Genomic DNA, 17,068 nt, shown 5'->3' with positions numbered 1-17,068 from the left:
CGTCGTTATTGTCGGGATTCTCGGCTCAGGAAGCTGCGGGAACGCGCGCGGCCAGTCCCGGATAGACCTCAAGGGCGTTCTCGAGAAGGATCCGGCGTTCATTCTCGTCAGACAGACCGGCACTCTTGACGTAGACCAGGGTGTTGTCCCACTCCACCCCGGTCTCCGGGTCCGCGCCACGCACGGCACCGAGCATCTCGGAAGCGAAGAGGATGTTGCGGGACGGGACAACGCGGGTCAGCAGGTCGATGCCCGGCTGGTGGTATACAGCGGTGTCGAAGAAGACGTTCTTCAGCAGCTCGGAGGGATCCTGCCAGCCGTTACGCATTGACAGGCCCCGGTAACGGCCCCAGTGGTACGGGGTGGCGCCGCCGCCGTGCGGGATCACGAAACGCAGTCCCGGGAAACGCTGGAAGAGGTCCGACTGCAGCAGCTGCATGAAAACGCTTGTGTCCGCGTTCAGATAGTGCGCCCCGAGCGTATGGAAGTTCGGATTGCATGCCGTGGAAACGTGGATCATGACGGGGATGTCCAGTTCCTGGATGACCTCGTAGAGGTCAAACCAGGACTCGTCCGTCAGGGGCTTTCCCGCCCAGGTCCCTGAAGGATCCGGGTTGAGGTTCGCGCCCACGAAGCCAAGCTCGGTAACCGTGCGTCGCAGCTCGGCAATGACCCCAGTACGGTTGCCCTCCGGCGTCTGTGGCAGCTGGGCCATCGGCGCGAAGTGCTCCGGGTACAACTCACTTACTCGATGCACCAGGTCGTTCGAGGCCTGCGCCCAGCCGTTCGCGGTCCCGGCATCCGGGACGTGATGTTCCATGCCCGAAGCCCGCGGGGAGAAGACCATGAGGTCACCGCCGCGCTCCCGCAGCACACGCAGCTGGTTCGGCTCAACGCTTTCGCGAAGCTCGTCGTCGCTGATCGCCGCAAGCGTGCCGTTCTCCCCGGCGAGCTGGGCCTTACGGAAGGCGAACAGCTGTGCAGGCTCCGTGGTGTAGTGGCCGTGGATGTCGATGATCACTTCTGAGCCTCCTGGGTCCAGTCCTCGTAAGAGACGTAATGGACGCCAGCCTTTTCAATCAACGGACGCATGTTGTTGACGTCCAAGGCGATCTCGCCAGCCTGGTACCGCGCACGTGCCTTTGCTTCCTTCTCGTCGCGCGCCTTCGAGGCGGCGAGTACCTCGGCTGCCTTGTGGCGAGGCACGACGACGACGCCGTCGTCGTCGGCGATCACCACGTCACCGGGGTTAACAAGCCGACCGGCGATCGAGATGGGGACGTTGATGTCGCCAAGGGTTCCCTTGCCGGTGCCCTCGGCCGAGACGGCTTTGGACCATACCGGGAAGCCCATCTCCTGAAGATCGGCCACATCCCGGACCCCTGCTTCGATGACGAGTCCTCGCACGCCGCGTGCTTTGAGCGAGGTGGCAAGGAGGTCGCCGAAGTAGCCCATATCGCACGGCGCGGTGGGCGCGACAACCAGCACGTCGCCGTCGGTGCATTGCTCCACCGCAACGCCGATGGTGGTGTTGTCGCCCGGGGCGACCGTGACGGTGACGGCGTTGCCGGCGATCCGGGCTCCCGCCTGCACCGGGTTGATGTGCGAGCCGAGCAGGCCCTCGCGACCCTGGGCCTCATGAATGGTGGCGACACCGTAGCTGGCGAAGGCGTCCACAATGTCCCGTTCGGCACGCGGCGGGTTAGTCACAACAAGGCCGGCCATCAGCGCACCGCTCCGCCGGGCTGGCCGATCATTTCGGGCATCATCGAGACGTGGATGGCATCCTCATCGGTTTCGCCGGCGAGCACGCGGATGGCGTGGTCCACTTGGTCGATGCCGTAGCGGTGCGTGGCGAGCTTTTCCAACGGATAACGGTGGGAGGCGAGCTGAGCCACCGCAAGTTCGCAGGCGTTGAAAGAGTGGCCGCGGGCCGATTTGATGGTGATGGCCTTCTCGGTAACCTGCTTGACCGGGAAATCGGGGAAAGCCGCCAGCTCGCCCTGGATGAGCAGTGTGCCCTCGCGGCGCTTGAGGACGTCGACGCCGAGCAGCACCGGAGCGGTTCCGGCGCGGGAGGTGCAGTCGAGCACGAAGTCCAGGCCCCGGCCGTTGGTCAGATCCATGATCTTCTCGCGCGGGTCCTCGGTGAGAACGTCGATGACCTCATCGGCGCCGAGTTCCTTGGCCAGCTCGAAACGGGCTTTGTCACGCGTGGTGCCGGAGACGATCACCTGGGCAGCGCCGGCGGTTTTCGCGGCAACAAGTTGGGCAAGGCCCTGCTGGCCGGGACCTTGGATCAGCACGGTGTCGTTGTAGCCGACACCGGCGGTAAGGAGCGCCCATTCGATGCCGTTGGATAGCGGCATGACCAAGCCGGCTTCTTCCGCGGTTACGGTTTCCGGGATCTTGTGGAGCACCGCGTTCCACGGCAGATACATGTATTCCGAGAATCCGCCCCAGAGAGTTCCGGGGAAGTGAGCGGAGGTGTATCCGAAACGGCGCGCGTCCGCGTTGGTGCGCCAGTCAGTGGCCTCACAGTGGCGGTATTCACCAATGCGGCACCACTCGCAGCTGAAGCAGGCAACATAGTGCTCCACGAAGACGCGATCGCCTTCTTCGAGTCCTTGGCGCTTCTTGAACTTTTCGCCGGCCTCCACGATGACGCCGACGTTTTCATGGCCCATGATCACCGGGCCCTGCGTGGCCGGGGTCCTGGGTGGTTTGGAATAAAGCTTCACATCCGTGCCGCAGATTCCTGCGACCTCGATCCTCAACAGGGCCGACTCATCGTCGATATTCGGCCGGTCAAATTCGCGCATTTCGGTGGTTCCCGGAGCAACCCGGACCGCCGCAAGCACCTTCTCAGACATCTACTGGCTCCCTCGAGCACGGCCCACAGGCCTTGGCAAAATGGTTAGTCCAATCTACCATGCAAGTACTGACCCTCACTAGACCTCACCGGAGGCCGTATGTCCGTCCAGCTTTCCGCTCTCAGCCGAACCCAAGGGAATAACAGCCGTGTCAAGGACGGTACGATTGCCCCTGAAGGCTACTTCCTCGACTTCGAGGAGGTGCCCGTCCTCGTCAAGGGATTCCGCCGCATGGTCCGCGAGCTTGCCTTCGACGTCAGCGAAATGGCGCTCACCACCTACCTCACCGCCAGGGAACACGGCGTGAAGTTCACCGCCCTGCCGATCTTCCTGGTCCGCGGATTCCACCACAACGCGATCGTGGTCCGCCGCGGTTCGGACATCACCGATCCCGGACAGCTCGTGGGCAAGCGCGTCGGCGTGAACCGCGGCTACACCGTGACCACCGGCGTCTGGGCCCGCTCGATTATGGAAAATCAGTACGGCCTTGACCTCGACTCCGTCACGTGGGTCCGCTCCGGCGACGAGCACGTGGAGGCGTACACACCGCCGTCGAACGTCACTTCCGCCCCCGCTGGCAAGACTCTCGAGCAGATGGTGCTCGACGGCGAGCTCGAGGCCGCGATCGGCGTCAAGAGCGACTGCCCTGATCTTGCCCCGCTCATCCCCAACGCGAACGACGTCGCCCTCGCTGCCTTGCGCGAAACAGGCCTCTACCCGATCAACCACCTTGTGGTCATCAGGGACGAGGTCCTCGAGGCCCACCCTGATGTAGCGATGGCCGTGTTCGAGGCCTTTGCCGAGTCCAAGCGTCAGTACGTGGCCGACCTCAAGGCCGGTGCGATCGCCGAGCCCGATTCTGCGGACCGACTGCACCTGGAGGTGCTCGAGACCACGGGCTGGGACGATCCGCTCCCGTACGGCATCGAACCCAACCGTGCTGTGCTCGTGGACCTCATCGAACAGGCAAGCAAGCAGCACATCCTGACCAAGCCCGTGAAGGTGGAGGAGCTCTTCGCGGAGTCCGTTCGCGGGCTCATTGGCTAAGTCCCCAAGCCGACCACGACGTATTCAGCTCGAGGCTCAGCTGCTCCCGTGGCTCGGCGAGCGTGGCCATGAACGTTCGACGGCGGGGCTCACGGGCGCCCCGGCCTCGTCGTCAAGATTCGGGGGGGTGCGCGCGGGCCTCACCTGCAGCCGCTTCGCGGTGGAGATCTCGCGGGGCAACAATGAGGCGAACGTCATGGTCCTCGGCAGCAAAGTCCTCGGCGACGATCAAGCGCTGGCTCTGGCGGAACTGTGCCTGGAAACACGGTTTAGGGGGCGGGTAGCACGCAGACGGCGTGGGGATGATCAGCGAACTCGGATGGAGCTAGAAGCTGCGCCTGAATAGTGACCGGGACCGCGGTGCCCAGCTCGATGGAGCCGGTCTCATCCAGGGGCGCCCCCGTGCATAGGTGCATCAGGGCCCGCAGCGCGTTGCCATGCCCCACCACTACCACGGTTCGGTCCGCGGCGAGTTCCGGGGTCAAGAAATTGCGCCAGTATGGTGTCATGCGTTCTACGACATCCGCAAGGCTCTCCCCGGCAATGGCCGCCGCTTCAGGAAGCGCGGCGTAGCGCGGATCGGCGCGCTGAGCGGCTAGTACGGCGTCGTCTGCTTGGGGCGGTCGGGCGTCGATGCCGCGACGCCACCCTTGAACTTTTCCAGCGCCGAAGTGCGCCCGGGCTTCGTCCTTTACCAGGCCCTGGAGGGCTCCATAATGCCGCTCATTCAGGCGCCAGTGCGCGCTCGGCGCCAGGTCCCAGCCGGCTTCCTCGATCAGCAGGCGGGCCGTTTCCACCGCACGTGCGAGAACGGAGGTGTGCACCGTGTCGGGACACAGCCCCGCAAGCCTCCCGGCGGCGGCGCGCGCCTCGGTGCGGCCGCGCTCGGTGAGGGAAACGTCGAGCCAACCGGCGAATACATCGTCGGCGTTCGCGACGCTCTCACCGTGGCGCAGCAGCACGAGGCGGGGCATCAGTGCTGCTCGAGGAACGCCCGAATCCGGGCGGGGGCCGTTTCCGCAGTCTGTTCGACAACGGGAACGTCCCAGTACTCGTGAACGGGGAGGCATTCTTCGAGGTAGCGCGCGGCGGATGGTGCGTGGGAACTGTCCTGACCCGGAACGATCAGACCGGGCACGTGGAGGGTCATGAGATCCTCGGCCTCGACGCCCGGCACCGTGTCCCGGTCGAAGAGACCCCGCACGGTTCCGCTAACCATCAGTTCGTACTTCTTCACGTCCATGGCTGCGTAAGCCGCCGCGAACTCCTCGCTGCTGCGCAGCGGCGCCGCCCAGGGCCCGACGCGTGGGTCCTTGCTGAATCCGGCGGTGCTGGAACGGGCCAACTCGACGACGGCCTGCATGCCGTGCTCCATCGCGAAAGCGAGGTGCTGGGTGAAGCGGTGGTGCTGGCCCATGCGGTACTGCGGTCCACCGGCAGGAGAGAACAGCACCATGCTGCGAACGCGTTCCGGGTGCTGCACGGCGAGTGCGGCCGCCGTCGAGCATCCGACACAGCCGCCCATGGTGTGGACGGTGTCGTAGCCGAGGTGATCGATGAGCCCCAGCGCCTGGGTCACATAACGGTCCCAGGTGAGGCGCTCCACTCGACCGCCGGACTGTCCGGACTCGCGCCGGTCAAAGACCACACAGGTGTAACTGTCCTTGAGTGCATCAACGAAGCCAAGGTCGCGGTAGCGGCCGAAAGTGGTCCAGTTTTCCAGGGTGGAGTCGAATCCGCCCGGGCTGAACATCAGCAGCGGCGGGCCGCCACCCACCGTTTCGTAGCGCGTGGTGATTCCATCAATTTCGATAACGGGCATGACTGGCTCCTATTAACCTTGGCCGCGGAGATGCCGCGCCCCGCGAATATCGGCGATGCACTCGGTGAGGGCGTCATAGGCAACGCGCCCCACGTTGGCGTAGGTGGTGGGTTCCTTGTCGATCCAGTTGGCGTTGTAGCCGATTGCGGCGGTGGACATCCGGATCCGGCCGTCAAGCCAGGGTCCTCCGCCGAAACCGCCGAGCACCGGGACGGAAACGGCGTCTACCACTGCTGGCCCCACCACGGGACCTGAATTCGTGAAGTTGAGCGCGACGGCACCCGCGGATTCGAGCCGCTTGGCCTCAGTGACGAACTGCTCCACCATCTCGTCCGGGACCAGGGCGCCTTCGGCCTGTGAATACGCGACGCCGTACTTGAGTGCCGTCTGCGGTGTGATACCGAACTGCGCAAAGACGGGCACCCCGGCGCGTGTGACGGCCTCGACCGCCTCGGGGAAGTCGGCGGCGCCGTCGAGCTTGACGAGATCAATGCCGGCCTCTTTCGCGAGCCGGATGGCTGCACTGACAGCCTCTTTGACACCCTCCTGAAGGGGGCCGAAGGGGAAGTCGCAGCTCATGAGCGCGTTGTCGACGCCACGCCGCACCGCCTTGGCGGCCACGAGGATCTCCTCCATGGTGATCTCCAACGGATGGGACTGGCCCCACAGGTTGACGCCTACGGAGTCGCCCACGGAAATGATGTCCGCGCCAGCTCGGTCGGCGATGCGTGCCATCTGGTAGTCCCATGCGACGATGCACGCACTCTTCCGGCCGGCCGTCTTCATGGCTTGGAGCTGGGGGATGGTCATGGTGCTCATGCGCGGGTGGCCCTGAGCAGTTCAATCAGATCGTCTTCTTCCGCCGGGACCAGCAGAATCCGGGCGTGGGGACGGAGGTGGAAGAGGGCGTCACTGGTGAGCGCACCCGGGGTGACGACCAGTCCTGCCGTCATGATGCCGCGTTCACGGGCGAGGTCACCGATGGCGGCGACCGCCGTCGCGTTCTCGCCGGAACTGGCCACCATGACCACCGTGTTGGTGTCGGTCATGACCTCATCCAGGGGCACGTTCGAGCCGTCTACCTCGGCCAGCACCTCGCCCGGGTCGGTTATGGAGAAGAAACGAGCCTGACCCCACTCAAGCAACGCCGCGGAGCGAATGATTCGCTCCGCCTCGTCGTCGAGGGCGACGACGCGGGTGTTCCGCGCGGCCGAGAGAGGGTAGTCGATTCGGTAGGCCGCTTCCTTGGCGGTCGCAGCCTCAGCGCACGAGCTCGGGCCAGACGGCACCGAGCGCGGACCAGTCGCGTGGTCGTGATCGTGGTCAGACATGGCTCAGACCGAGGTGTGCGGCTTGGCAGGTTCGGCGACCATGGCTTCGCCGATGCCCTCGACGAAGGACTGATCGGCCGGGAGCACGATCGCTACCGAGCGAACCTTCTGGTCCTTGGCGCGGTTGCCTGTGGGCTCGACGCCGTCCTGCAGCGCTTTGACCGCCTTGTAGAGTTTCTGGCGCGCCTTGATGATGCCGGCGTCGGTGGCGACGAGGCGTTCCTTGGTCCGGTCGACGAGGGGGCCCATTGACTCCTGCAGCGAGGAGTCCTGAAGCGCGATCCCCTCGATGCCCGAGTAGTTTTCGCCGCGTTTCTGGGACTCACGGTCCATCAGGTAGTCGTTGTCCTTGTTCGCCAGCGGGCGATAGGACGGGTCGTTCGCGCTGTGGACGCCCTTACCGGCGCGCATCGCAGCGACCTCGGCTTCGGTGAGCTGGCGGGTGGGGTGGTAGTCGAAGCTGTATGCCCAGCAGTTGTCGTCGTCGATCGGCACCCAGAAGTGACCGTGGACGGGGTGGTCGCCACGCGGGGGAACCATCGTGAAGTTCGGCAGTACCCACGGTGTCACGCGCCAGTAGTACTTACCTTCTTCAGCGTTGCGGCGGGCGCCGATCAGCAGGCCGCCTTCGGAGTCGACCACCTCAAAGAAGGGCTTGAGATCGCCCTTGTTGTACTCGTTGCCCTTGGATCCCTTGAAGAGCGGGTCGCTTTCCAAGTTGCCGCCGTGCAGGAAGGTGACATGGCTCGAGTCGATGCCGCCCTCAAGAGCCTGGAGCCAGTTGCACTCCTGCAGGCGCTTTGAGGTGAAGACCTGGCCGTCCGGAACGGTGTAGGCTTCCCACTCAGGCAGCGGCGGCTGAGCGGCAGGGTCGCCAAGGTAAGCGAAGAGCACGTCGCCTCGCTTGACCATCGGGTAGGACTTCAGCTTGACGTTGGCGCAGAAGTTGCTCGTCGTCGGCTCGCTCGGGACCGCGACGGCTTGGCCGGTGACATCGTACTTCCAGCCGTGGTACGGGCAGCGCAGGCCGCCTTCTTCGTTACGACCGAACCACAGCGAAACACCGCGGTGCGCGCAGAACTCGTCCATCAGGCCGTAGCGCCCTTCGGAGTCACGGAAGGCGATGAGACGCTCGGAGAGCACCTTCACGCGTACCGGCGGGCAGTCGTTCTCAGGGAGTTCCTCTGCGAGCAGCACCGGCTGCCAGTAGCGGCGGAACAGGTCGCCCATGGGAGTTCGCGGACCCGTCTGGGCCAACAATTCATTAATGTCCGTACGCAGCATTGCGAAGGATCCTTTCGTCCTGACCGGAGTCGAGAGTTACTCACTGTTGTCCGGGTTTTACGTGCACCTAACACCCGGGTGGGAGATTTAGGGCTGAGTGGGGGGCAGGTCGACGACCAGACCGTCGAGTTTCTCTTCGAGCACAATCTGGCATCCGAGGCGGCTGCAATCGCGCGGCTCAGAGACGCCCATGTCGATCAGGTCCGCCTCTATGTCGCCTGGGGCCCCGACGGCGTCCCAGAATTCTTCGCGTACCCATACGTGGCAAGTAGCGCAGGAGTTGTTCCCACCACACTCGCCGATGATGCCGGCTACTCCATTGCGGAGAGCAGCAGACATCACCGAGTCGCCGGTCTCACCGTCAACGACATTGGTTGTGCCCGCGGCACTGACATACGAAATCTTGACCATCTAAACCTCCTGCTAATGGTCTAACCATAATGCCCTTCAGTAGCCGCGGCTGTCAACGGTTTCTGACGCGGAGTTGCCGAACGTCAATATTCACGATGACGAGGGGGAAGGGTGGTGGACCTTCGTTCAATTCCGGCGAAAGACGGTCGAGCCAAACCGCACGCGTCGTAACGTAGCTCGTGAAAGGGCTTTGACCGGACTGACCCCGTGATCAACCGCGCCAAGCGCGCCCAAGGCCAGCGCGCTGCGGTGGACCCATACTGGAGGAAGATCTGGAGGAGGATAAGGGCTGTAAGGACATTGTCGCGCAGTCAGCAGCCGTCTCGAAGGCTCGACAGGCAGGATCCTCGACCATAGCCAGCGGCCATGAGCAATGCGACCGCCCTGGATAAAAAGAGCTTGAGAAGCTCTTGCTCACCTTCGCCCACCTGCAGGAAACCGCGGACCGCGTGCCGGGGGAGTGGGCTTTTGAACGGTCCTCGGTTCGGTCCCGCTAGTTGAACGACGGCCCTACCCGAAACAGGTGAAGGTCCGCCGGGAAGTCGGTAGGATCAAACGCTGCGACATGACAAGCTCCTTAACGACATCACCCCGTCCAGTCGCTCCTGTGATTCCGGCAGGCAGCCGCGACTCTACAATGACCGCGGAACTGCTTCTGGCGTAGTTCGCGGACCGGGGCCTCGATGGCGCCAACCATCATTTCCTGGCCACTGTGATCGAGCGGACCGCGGGCAAGTTACCAAGCTCGTCAGCGACGACAACCTCGAACGACACTGTCGCATCCGCGGCGAGCCCACAACATCTGCTGGCACCTAAGAACAATTCTTCCCGTGTCTGCTTCGTCAACACCCACGCACTGGAAACAGCACTGCACTACTACATCTACTGGCATAACACGGAAAGACTCCCACAATGCCTAAGGGCCTGAGCCCGGTGCAACACCGCCTCATTCGTTAAAGAGGGAGCCTGGCGCGCCGGCGGCCCGCTCGCACACCCCCAGTTTGTGACGATAATCCACCTCGGCCTAGAGGGAACCGACGCGACGTCCTGTCCCTGCCCGCCGGGCCCGGCAACTGGGGGAGCCGCGCACGTCGCGACGTCACCTGATCCGCGGTTGCTACGGCAACCAACACGGAGGGGAAAGGCTAACGGGAAGTAGTCGCTATAAATCTGTAGTCAGATTCTGGCTCTTGTCTAGGGGAGGCCGCTTAGTCTTACTTGGGACACGAGAAATGGAATCCGATGAGGCCGCATAAGCGGCAATGATGTCCTTGACGGTAAGGACTTGCGCATACTTGGCGTTCATCTCGAAGAGGCTGACGTCATGGCTTAGTTTTGCGCGATCGAAGGACGCATCTTCGGCGACGGCGACCGGCCATCCGAGAGAGTGTCCGTCCACTACCGTGGCACGTACGCAACCGGACGTTGTGCATCCCACGACGATAAGAGAGTCGACCTTTTGCTGAATCAGCAGTGCGGTCAACGGCGTCCCGAAGAAGGCGCTGGCACGGGCCTTAGGGATGACAGCCTCTCCAGGGAGGGGGGTGATCGCGTCCGGAATTTCGGCCATCTCTGATCGGCTGGTCTGCCTGTCATCGACTGCGGTTTTTAAAGCCCCACCGAGGATATCTGAATCCCCCACTGTGTAGATGACGGGAAAACCCCGGTCACGTGCCCACTCCAAAAGAGCCCGAACTCGAGGCAGTGCCAACCATCCAGCTTGCCCGCAACTCAAGGGTCGGTCGGCAAGCGAGGCCGCCAGGGAGAGGCCCTCTTCACCAAGGAAAGCGGTTACTACATCGATAATTAAAAGCGCCGGTCGCTGGCCCACTACGGGGGTGGGATCTAGGAACGCGTCGAAAGCTTCGTAAGATTCATCCGACATAACGTCTCGCCAAGAATTCACTGTTGTTCCTCATCAGTTTGGGTGGAGCTTCGTGCCGTCAACGCAGAACAAGGGCGCAAAAATGGCACCTTGCGGTAGCGTCAGTGGCGTTCTACTTAGAGAACTCCGTCAAATTTGGATATCCGTATATGGCTCGGTAACTAACTCGTCAGTCCACCAATGGCCGGCAGCGAGGCTCTGGAGTGGCGCTGCCCGCCCGGTACATGAACAGGACCGCCAGAAAGGCAATTGCCGCCAGCGACGCGCCGACCAACAGGACACCTTGAAAGCCAGCCAGGAAGCGGTCGGCCGGGATCTCGGCTGTAGCGGGAGAGCCAGCAAACAGCTGGTAGAGCAAGACGGTGAGCGCCACTCCTATGGACCTACCTAGGTTCCGGAGAGTTGCGATTGTGCCGTTGGCTACTCCGGCGTGGTCCTGCCCTAAGTCGCCCATCACCGCCGAGATGTTCGGCGAGCTGAAGAGCCCGACGCTAACACCTAAAAGCACCAGAAGAGCAGCCACCAACCATGGCGAGGAATCTGCCTCGAGGAACGACGCGGCCAAGAACGTTAGGACCATGACGGCCAAGGCCACCAGGGCCGGCCGTTGGGAACCGGCGCGGTCGCTCCACCAGCCCGAAACGGGCGACACCAGGAGCATCGCGGAGGCTTGGCACGTCATCATCAATCCGGTTAGGCCTATCGACCAGCCCAGGACGTCGTGAAGGTAGAGGGGAAATAGAAAAGCAGGAAACAGCATGAGAATGTACGAGAGGAACGCCGCCAGCATCCCCCAGCCGTAGACGCGTCTGCGGAAGAACCGGAGATTGATCAGCGGACTGGCGGTGGTCAGCTCGCGCAAAATGAAGAGCGCACAAGCGACCATCGCCGCCGCCAGAAGAGCGATCACCACCTCGCTCGACCACCCGAGGCGGGGCGCGAAACCTAGCCCAAGCAGCAGGGTGGACGAAAATGCAATGAATAAAGTCATGCCGAGGATGTCCAGCTGGGGCGCCCTGTTCCACTTGTTTGAGTCCTTTGGGAGCAGTACGAGGGTGCCGATGGCACCTATCAGCCCGACCGGGACATTTATCAGGAAAATCCCCCGCCAGCCGAACGCTCCCGTTAGGACTCCACCCAGGGCCGGACCCAGCAACGTTCCTGCGGCAACAGTACTGCCGATGATTCCGAGAATCCGACCCCTTTGGGCCACCGGGAAGCTCGCCAGGGCCATTGGCGTGATCGTGGCCATGAACATGCCGGCTCCAATTCCTTGGAGTACCCGGAACAGGATCATGGCCGCCAGCGCCGGCGCCAAGGCCACACTGAGTGATGCGATGACAAATATGAGCAGGCCTACGCTCAGGATTCTCTTTCGGCCAATGGCATCCGAGAGCTTGCCAAAAAAAGGAAGCACCGCGGTGATGGCCAGGAGGTAGGCCGACAGCACCCATTGGAGAGAGTCGATTTCAACGCCGAACTCCCTGGCCATCGTGGGCAACGCCACCACTACCGCCGTGGCATCGACGTTGGCCATGAACGTTCCTGTCGTGATGGAGAAAAGAATTATCCATCTGGCCATTCCCCCCCGAGACCGGCGCCCGGTCGGTTGCACTTCGGTTTCAGTCATGCTCCGCAGCCTTCCAGTCATTGCGTTTCCGGATGTCGGTCCGAATCCACCAGGTCCAGGGTGGCTTCGGCCAAAGCTCTGCGATCTTCCTTTCGCCCGGCCGCCAGACCGTCATTCACTCGCTGTTAGCCCCTAGGCGCTGCTCTCTAGTTAGTGGGCGATATTGGTAATTTTTCCTCGATCGCGCCTAGGCGTAAGCAGGAGGTTGACCAATCCCTGAAGCACCCCTACGAGGGCCATGAGCAGAATGATCATGGCAAAGGCCTGGGGTGCGGCGAAGGTTTGACTGTTCAGAGCCAGTTGGTACCCAAGTCCTGCAGTCGAGGCAAGCATCTCGGCGAAAATGACCGTAATCATTGAGGCGCCGGCACCGATGCGAACTCCGGAACTGATAAGCGGCAACGCACTGGGCAACTTGATCAGGAAGTCGGTCTGGAATGAGCTGGCGCCGAACGCCTTGGCCACCTTCAGCATCGTAGGCTGCACTGTAGCAAAGGCCCGCAACGAGTTATAGGCGATTGGGAAGAAGGCGCTGACTGCCCCGTAACCAATTTTGGACCCTACTCCCGTTCCGAAGGACAGAATAAAGATCGGGTAGAAGAGGATCAATGGAGCGAGGTAACCCCAGACAAAGATTGATTGGAAAACCTGCATCCGCAAAGGTGTTCTCGCCGCCCAGAAGCCCGCTGCAAGGCCGAACACCGCGGCGAGGATGAATGCGGCGAGGATTTCACCGAATGTGATTGCCGCCGCTTCATATGTCGAGAACTGCGACAGTGCTTCCCCGAGCGCTTCCACCACCCTGGGGATAGTAGGCAGTACCAGCGGCGAAATCCCACCTGGACCATTTCCAAAAGCCCAAACACCAAGCAACGCCCCGAGCCCAAGGGCCCGTAGTGGCCATACCAGCGGGGAGTTTTTGTGTTCCTTCATCGAATTCCCTATGCTCCCTGCGTTTCCAGCGAAACGGCCTGCTGGTCGTGCCCCATGGCCTCATTCAGCATCAAGAAGAGCTGGGAACGCAATTGAGCGAAATCTTCTTGAGCGATAAATTCGAGTGGACGTGGCCGAGGCTGCCGGATCTGGACCTCGGCCATGATTCGGCCAGGGCGCGCGGACATGACTATGACGCGATCCGCCCAGTAGATGGCCTCATCAAGGCTGTGGGTGACCAGAACGACCGTCTGCTTGTTCTCTGTCAGAACTGTCGAGATGCTTTCGCCCAGCGAACGCCGGGTTTGTTCGTCCAGTGCACCGAAAGGCTCGTCCATGAGCAGGATTGACGGATCCATCGCCAAAGCTCTGGCCACCGCCACGCGCTGCTGCATACCGCCTGACAGCTGTCCCGGATGCGATTCTCCCCACTGGGACAATCCCATCATCTCGAGCAGTTCCTGACTGCGCTCCCGCCGTTCCTGTTTCCCGACTCCGGCGAACCGCAAACCGACGCCGACATTGTCCAGAATGTTTTTCCAAGGCAACAGGGAATAGTCTTGAAAGACGAAGGCGGCCCTTCGGGGATCTGGGTTTTCTACAACTGACTCGCCGACGATGATCTCGCCCTTTGTGGGCGTCATCAGCCCTCCCAAACAAGTCAACAGCGTGGACTTGCCGCAACCGCTTGGACCAAGAAGGGCTACGAATTCTCCTTCGTGCAGCGACAAGTTAATATCTTTGAGTGCTTCGACCGTCGATCCGGCACGCGTGAACGTGACTGAAACATCGTTGATGGACATTCGCATTGCTGTTTACCTAACTTGTCGCGGTTGTTGTTGTGGCGCCGGCAGCGGAGCTTTGCCGCCATCGCGTCAGCCGTGTTTCTAAGTGATTCCAGATAGTGCCCGCAATAATGGCGAGAATGGTGACTGCCAACATTAGGGCGAGGGTCTTGTCAGTGTGGAGTTGTTCCGCGTAGACCCTGATCAGTCCCCCAACCCCGTCCGAAGAAGCCCACAGTTCCGCGATTAGAACCCCGATGAAGGCGTGGCGGATTCCGAACCACAGGGCCGTAAAGATCCCGGGAAGCGCAGAAGGCAGCACCACGGCAAGGATGGTCTGGGCCCAGGACGCTTTGAATGCACGTGCCACCTTCATGTGGCGATCCTCGACGAGCGCCATGCCTGCGGCCACGTTGATAGTTACGAAAACCGCCGCTTCGAACGCGCCGAAGACAACGGCAGACGTGGAACCGATGCCGCACAAGAGGATGAAAATCGGCAGGAATATCGACTTCGGCGTGGACATCAGGAACAACAATGGGGCCGAGTAGGCCTGCCACAACGTTTTGGACAGGCCCATCACGGTCCCGGCTATGACGCCAATAACCGTACCGATGACGAATGCCAAGAGGATATTTCCCCCTGTGCTGGCCAACGCCGACAATACTTCCGAGCTGCGCAGCATCTCTGTGAACGCCACGCCCACGGCCAACGGAGTGGAAACGAAATCGCTGTCGATTAGGCCGAATCGGGTTAGGACTTCCCAGACGATCAGGGCCGCCACGACCACCGCGACCCGACCGATTCGTGCTTGGGCTTTCACGTCGGCAGTCCGCACCACTTTCGGAGCTGACAGTCGTGGTTGTGTGCGAGGTGGTGCTGACAAATTGGTCTGCATCGGTTCAGCTCCCTGCGCCTCGGCGAGCCGTCATCACAGGCTCTTCCAATGCTTGTACATGCCCTTGACGTCGTCGATGGTGAGCGACTTGGCGGATTTGATCGTAAACTGCGTAGCTTCGAGGAGTCCTTCCAGTTGGTCCGGGCTCAATTCACCGTCCCGCGAGCTCATGGGTATCTCTTTTTCGATGATCTTCGACGCGAGTGCTGGCTCCATTCCCCAGTTTTCGACCAGCATCTTCGTGGCCAGGCCAGAGTCGTCCATGATTGCCTCGGTGGCCTTGTAGTAGCACTCCGCGAAGGCCTTAACGGCCGCTGGGTTCTTCTGGATGATCTCGTCGGTGGCGAAAACCACCGTCATGGCGTTGGGTCCCACGAGATCCTTCACACTGCCGAGAACCCTTGCGGATCCTTCAAGTTCCAGACCAAAGGCCGCCTGGGCGCTCCACAGGAAGGCGTCTGCTGTGCCGCTCTTGAGCCCGGCCATGATCCCATCAAGGCTGCCCATTGTGACAGTCTTGAAGTCGTCGGGGCCCCAGCCCTCCTCACGAGCGATCTTCTGAGTGGCGTAATCCCCCGCAGAGCCGAAGCTGCTGATGGCAAAGGTGGAGCCTTTCAAATCGCTAAACGACTTGGCCCCACTGTCCTTCCTAACAACCACGTACTGATCCCAAACCGGCATCGATGATCCTATGATCTTTCCCCTAAGTCCCTGGGATACCGCACCGATAACGCGGTTGGGGGATGTAATTCCGATGTCAGCGCTCTTGGCTGCCAACGCCTCAGCCACCTTCTCGCCGGCAGTCAGGTTGACCTTCACCTCCGGGGAGCATTTCGACCAAATATTGATGTAGTTGCCGGCTTCCGCGCCGAGCTCGGTCGGATCCTGCTTGTTCGACTCGATGACCCGAAGCTGAACCGGCGCGCCGTCAGAGTTGGGTGCGCTGCTGGCGCCGCCGCCGCATGCGGTCAGCGCAAGCGCCGTCACTGCCGCCATTGAGGCCAAGGCGGGGAGACGCACGGGGCGGTACTTTTTCCTGGCCAGTATCCAAGCAAACATCAAAGCTCCTCTTAGTTCAGACAGCTGCGAACGGGTTCGACGCATTGCTACCGAGGGTTGGAGCAGGCGAACCACGCTGTTCAGGCAGCGGCGAAGTCTCGCCGCCCGTTGAAAGGGACAGTAATTTACATCACGAAGGCATGTCAATAGTATGGTCAAACCATTCGCCCAATTTGAAGGGACATTACGTGAATCGGCTTGATACCACGAAGGCGGCAATCGTCGTCATCGACATTCAGAACGACTTTTGTCACAGCCGCGGCTACCAGGGGCTACGTGGACGGGACGTCGGGCGGGTGCAATCCGTCGTTGGCCGTATTGAAGAATTCACACGGGAAGCTAGGGAGCTCGGAGTGCCAGTCGTCTTCATGCAGAACCTGCATGATCCCGAAAGTGATACGCATGAATGGCGCGCTCGTCATCTAGAGCCGCGCGCTTCACAGTCCTGCCTGCCCGGAACGTGGGGGGCAGAGTTCTTCACACTAGTACCGCAGCCACAGGACCACGTGCTGCCCAAAGCACGCTACAGCGCCTTCACGAATACGGGGCTGGAAGCGCTCCTACGATCTCTCAATCGCACGTCGTTGTTCTTCTGCGGGACAGCAACCAGCATCTGCGTAGAAACATCGCTGCGGGATGCAACCTGCCTCGACTTCCTGGTCACTCTCGTCGAAGACTGCTGTGGAGACTACTCGGACATAGCCCACAACAACACCGTCAGATCGGTCGCGAGCGGCTTCGGCGCGGTTACCCCGAGCAAGCACGTTATGGAGGGCCTCCGAATCTCCGCTGGCCACGGGTGACCTTATTTTTTCCAGGGCCGGGATACGAATGCCATCTTGCGTGGTCGCGCGGCGGGCCAGCTCTACGGCGAAGTTCAGGTCCTAGTCCTCCTGGATCGAAGCCCGCGGGGCGGAGTTCCTGCCATCGATGTTGGCGTTTGGAATACATGGGCAAGAACGGGCAGGGGATACAGTCCGCCATGGCTCTGCCCTTCTGAAGCGCAATCGGGCTAAAGTCGGCGCCATTCCCGATTGTTAGTCTGGCTCCCGAGGGTTTGGCGTTACGAGACAAGGTCCTTACCGTGCCCGGCGCCGTCCTGGATACGCT

The 17,068-nt window shown here is 61.8% G+C and carries 18 protein-coding genes; 3 read left to right on the top strand and 15 right to left on the bottom strand.

Features of this window, described 5'->3' with window-relative positions:
- Nucleotides 1-25: 25 nt before the first annotated feature.
- The 3 genes from DBZ45_RS13875 to DBZ45_RS13865 are packed head-to-tail and all read right to left on the bottom strand — an operon-like array spanning nt 26 to nt 2,873.
- Entirely contained in the window at nt 26-1,021 is a 996-nt protein-coding gene (locus tag DBZ45_RS13875; RefSeq protein WP_111904470.1) for an amidohydrolase family protein, read from the bottom strand.
- Nucleotides 1,018-1,725 carry a 4-carboxy-4-hydroxy-2-oxoadipate aldolase/oxaloacetate decarboxylase gene (locus DBZ45_RS13870; protein ID WP_111904469.1) on the bottom strand — a complete coding sequence of 236 codons (708 nt, stop codon included), beginning with the start codon at nt 1,723-1,725 and terminating at the stop codon, nt 1,018-1,020. The genes DBZ45_RS13875 and DBZ45_RS13870 overlap by 4 nt, the downstream gene beginning before the upstream one ends.
- On the bottom strand, nt 1,725-2,873 hold the full coding sequence (locus DBZ45_RS13865) for a zinc-dependent alcohol dehydrogenase (protein WP_111904468.1): 1,149 nt from the start codon (nt 2,871-2,873) through the stop codon (nt 1,725-1,727). Before DBZ45_RS13865 ends, DBZ45_RS13870 begins: the two co-directional genes overlap by 1 nt.
- Before the next feature lie 99 nt (nt 2,874-2,972).
- On the opposite strand from DBZ45_RS13865, the gene DBZ45_RS13860 reads away from it, so the two are divergent.
- Entirely contained in the window at nt 2,973-3,920 is a 948-nt protein-coding gene (locus tag DBZ45_RS13860) for an ABC transporter substrate-binding protein (protein ID WP_111904467.1), read from the top strand.
- Between the two features lie 127 nt (nt 3,921-4,047).
- Nucleotides 4,048-4,266 (top strand): RpiB/LacA/LacB family sugar-phosphate isomerase, encoded by a 219-nt coding sequence (locus tag DBZ45_RS23680; RefSeq protein ID WP_190243139.1) that lies wholly within the window; start codon nt 4,048-4,050, stop codon nt 4,264-4,266.
- Here the strand turns inward: DBZ45_RS23680 and DBZ45_RS13850 are convergent.
- From DBZ45_RS13850 to DBZ45_RS13790, 12 genes are all read right to left on the bottom strand, one after another.
- Nucleotides 4,190-4,894: a 2,3-bisphosphoglycerate-dependent phosphoglycerate mutase gene (locus tag DBZ45_RS13850; RefSeq protein ID WP_190243138.1), complete on the bottom strand. Its 705-nt coding sequence runs from the start codon at nt 4,892-4,894 to the stop codon at nt 4,190-4,192. The two genes, DBZ45_RS23680 and DBZ45_RS13850, sit on opposite strands and share 77 nt — an antisense overlap.
- On the bottom strand, nt 4,894-5,742 hold the full coding sequence (locus tag DBZ45_RS13845) for an alpha/beta fold hydrolase (RefSeq protein WP_111904464.1): 849 nt from the start codon (nt 5,740-5,742) through the stop codon (nt 4,894-4,896). Before DBZ45_RS13845 ends, DBZ45_RS13850 begins: the two co-directional genes overlap by 1 nt.
- 12 nt (nt 5,743-5,754) lie before the next feature.
- A complete protein-coding gene (locus DBZ45_RS13840; protein WP_223257080.1) occupies nt 5,755-6,561 on the bottom strand; it encodes a 3-methyl-2-oxobutanoate hydroxymethyltransferase in 807 nt (268 codons plus the stop codon).
- Nucleotides 6,558-7,073 (bottom strand): 3-methyl-2-oxobutanoate hydroxymethyltransferase, encoded by a 516-nt coding sequence (locus DBZ45_RS13835; RefSeq protein ID WP_111904463.1) that lies wholly within the window; start codon nt 7,071-7,073, stop codon nt 6,558-6,560. Before DBZ45_RS13835 ends, DBZ45_RS13840 begins: the two co-directional genes overlap by 4 nt.
- Nucleotides 7,074-7,076: 3 nt before the next feature.
- Nucleotides 7,077-8,357, bottom strand: coding sequence for an aromatic ring-hydroxylating dioxygenase subunit alpha (locus DBZ45_RS13830; RefSeq protein ID WP_111904462.1), 1,281 nt, complete (start codon nt 8,355-8,357; stop codon nt 7,077-7,079).
- Between the two features lie 87 nt (nt 8,358-8,444).
- Nucleotides 8,445-8,768 carry a 2Fe-2S iron-sulfur cluster-binding protein gene (locus DBZ45_RS13825; protein WP_111904461.1) on the bottom strand — a complete coding sequence of 108 codons (324 nt, stop codon included), beginning with the start codon at nt 8,766-8,768 and terminating at the stop codon, nt 8,445-8,447.
- Nucleotides 8,769-9,930: 1,162 nt separating this feature from the next.
- Nucleotides 9,931-10,653 carry an isochorismatase family protein gene (locus tag DBZ45_RS13815; protein ID WP_111904460.1) on the bottom strand — a complete coding sequence of 241 codons (723 nt, stop codon included), beginning with the start codon at nt 10,651-10,653 and terminating at the stop codon, nt 9,931-9,933.
- A gap of 169 nt (nt 10,654-10,822) precedes the next feature.
- On the bottom strand, nt 10,823-12,235 hold the full coding sequence (locus DBZ45_RS13810) for a DHA2 family efflux MFS transporter permease subunit (protein WP_223257082.1): 1,413 nt from the start codon (nt 12,233-12,235) through the stop codon (nt 10,823-10,825).
- Nucleotides 12,236-12,433: 198 nt separating this feature from the next.
- Nucleotides 12,434-13,216 (bottom strand): ABC transporter permease, encoded by a 783-nt coding sequence (locus DBZ45_RS13805; protein WP_111904458.1) that lies wholly within the window; start codon nt 13,214-13,216, stop codon nt 12,434-12,436.
- 8 nt (nt 13,217-13,224) lie between these two features.
- Complete coding sequence (locus DBZ45_RS13800; RefSeq protein WP_190243136.1) at nt 13,225-14,019, bottom strand: ABC transporter ATP-binding protein; 795 nt, start codon at nt 14,017-14,019, stop codon at nt 13,225-13,227.
- 16 nt (nt 14,020-14,035) lie between these two features.
- A complete protein-coding gene (locus DBZ45_RS13795) occupies nt 14,036-14,824 on the bottom strand; it encodes an ABC transporter permease (protein ID WP_190243135.1) in 789 nt (262 codons plus the stop codon).
- A gap of 108 nt (nt 14,825-14,932) precedes the next feature.
- A complete protein-coding gene (locus DBZ45_RS13790) occupies nt 14,933-15,958 on the bottom strand; it encodes an ABC transporter substrate-binding protein (protein ID WP_190243134.1) in 1,026 nt (341 codons plus the stop codon).
- 188 nt (nt 15,959-16,146) lie between these two features.
- Here DBZ45_RS13790 and DBZ45_RS13785 point away from each other — a divergent pair, with 188 nt between their 5' ends.
- Nucleotides 16,147-16,761 carry a cysteine hydrolase family protein gene (locus tag DBZ45_RS13785; protein ID WP_190243133.1) on the top strand — a complete coding sequence of 205 codons (615 nt, stop codon included), beginning with the start codon at nt 16,147-16,149 and terminating at the stop codon, nt 16,759-16,761.
- The last annotated feature ends 307 nt before the right edge of the window (nt 16,762-17,068 follow it).

Origin of the sequence: Arthrobacter globiformis, from assembly GCF_003261175.1 — a bacterium.
GTDB classification, from domain to species: Bacteria; Actinomycetota; Actinomycetes; order Actinomycetales; family Micrococcaceae; genus Arthrobacter; species Arthrobacter globiformis_A.
This window is presented reverse-complemented; position numbering and strand designations above follow the sequence as displayed.

Excerpts from the sequence above, each read along its gene's own strand:
- DBZ45_RS13835 (WP_111904463.1), bottom strand. The coding sequence starts at position 7,073 with ATGTCTGACCACGATCACGACCACGCGACTGGTCCGCGCTCGGTGCCG.
- DBZ45_RS13850 (WP_190243138.1), bottom strand. The coding sequence starts at position 4,894 with ATGCCCCGCCTCGTGCTGCTGCGCCACGGTGAGAGCGTCGCGAACGCC.
- DBZ45_RS13840 (WP_223257080.1), bottom strand. The coding sequence starts at position 6,561 with ATGAGCACCATGACCATCCCCCAGCTCCAAGCCATGAAGACGGCCGGC.
- DBZ45_RS13790 (WP_190243134.1), bottom strand. The coding sequence starts at position 15,958 with ATGTTTGCTTGGATACTGGCCAGGAAAAAGTACCGCCCCGTGCGTCTC.
- DBZ45_RS13860 (WP_111904467.1), top strand. The coding sequence starts at position 2,973 with ATGTCCGTCCAGCTTTCCGCTCTCAGCCGAACCCAAGGGAATAACAGC.
- DBZ45_RS13865 (WP_111904468.1), bottom strand. The coding sequence starts at position 2,873 with ATGTCTGAGAAGGTGCTTGCGGCGGTCCGGGTTGCTCCGGGAACCACC.
- DBZ45_RS13825 (WP_111904461.1), bottom strand. The coding sequence starts at position 8,768 with ATGGTCAAGATTTCGTATGTCAGTGCCGCGGGCACAACCAATGTCGTT.
- DBZ45_RS13870 (WP_111904469.1), bottom strand. The coding sequence starts at position 1,725 with ATGGCCGGCCTTGTTGTGACTAACCCGCCGCGTGCCGAACGGGACATT.
- DBZ45_RS13810 (WP_223257082.1), bottom strand. The coding sequence starts at position 12,235 with ATGGCCAGATGGATAATTCTTTTCTCCATCACGACAGGAACGTTCATG.
- DBZ45_RS13800 (WP_190243136.1), bottom strand. The coding sequence starts at position 14,019 with ATGTCCATCAACGATGTTTCAGTCACGTTCACGCGTGCCGGATCGACG.
- DBZ45_RS13845 (WP_111904464.1), bottom strand. The coding sequence starts at position 5,742 with ATGCCCGTTATCGAAATTGATGGAATCACCACGCGCTACGAAACGGTG.
- DBZ45_RS13805 (WP_111904458.1), bottom strand. The coding sequence starts at position 13,216 with ATGAAGGAACACAAAAACTCCCCGCTGGTATGGCCACTACGGGCCCTT.
- DBZ45_RS13830 (WP_111904462.1), bottom strand. The coding sequence starts at position 8,357 with ATGCTGCGTACGGACATTAATGAATTGTTGGCCCAGACGGGTCCGCGA.
- DBZ45_RS13815 (WP_111904460.1), bottom strand. The coding sequence starts at position 10,653 with ATGTCGGATGAATCTTACGAAGCTTTCGACGCGTTCCTAGATCCCACC.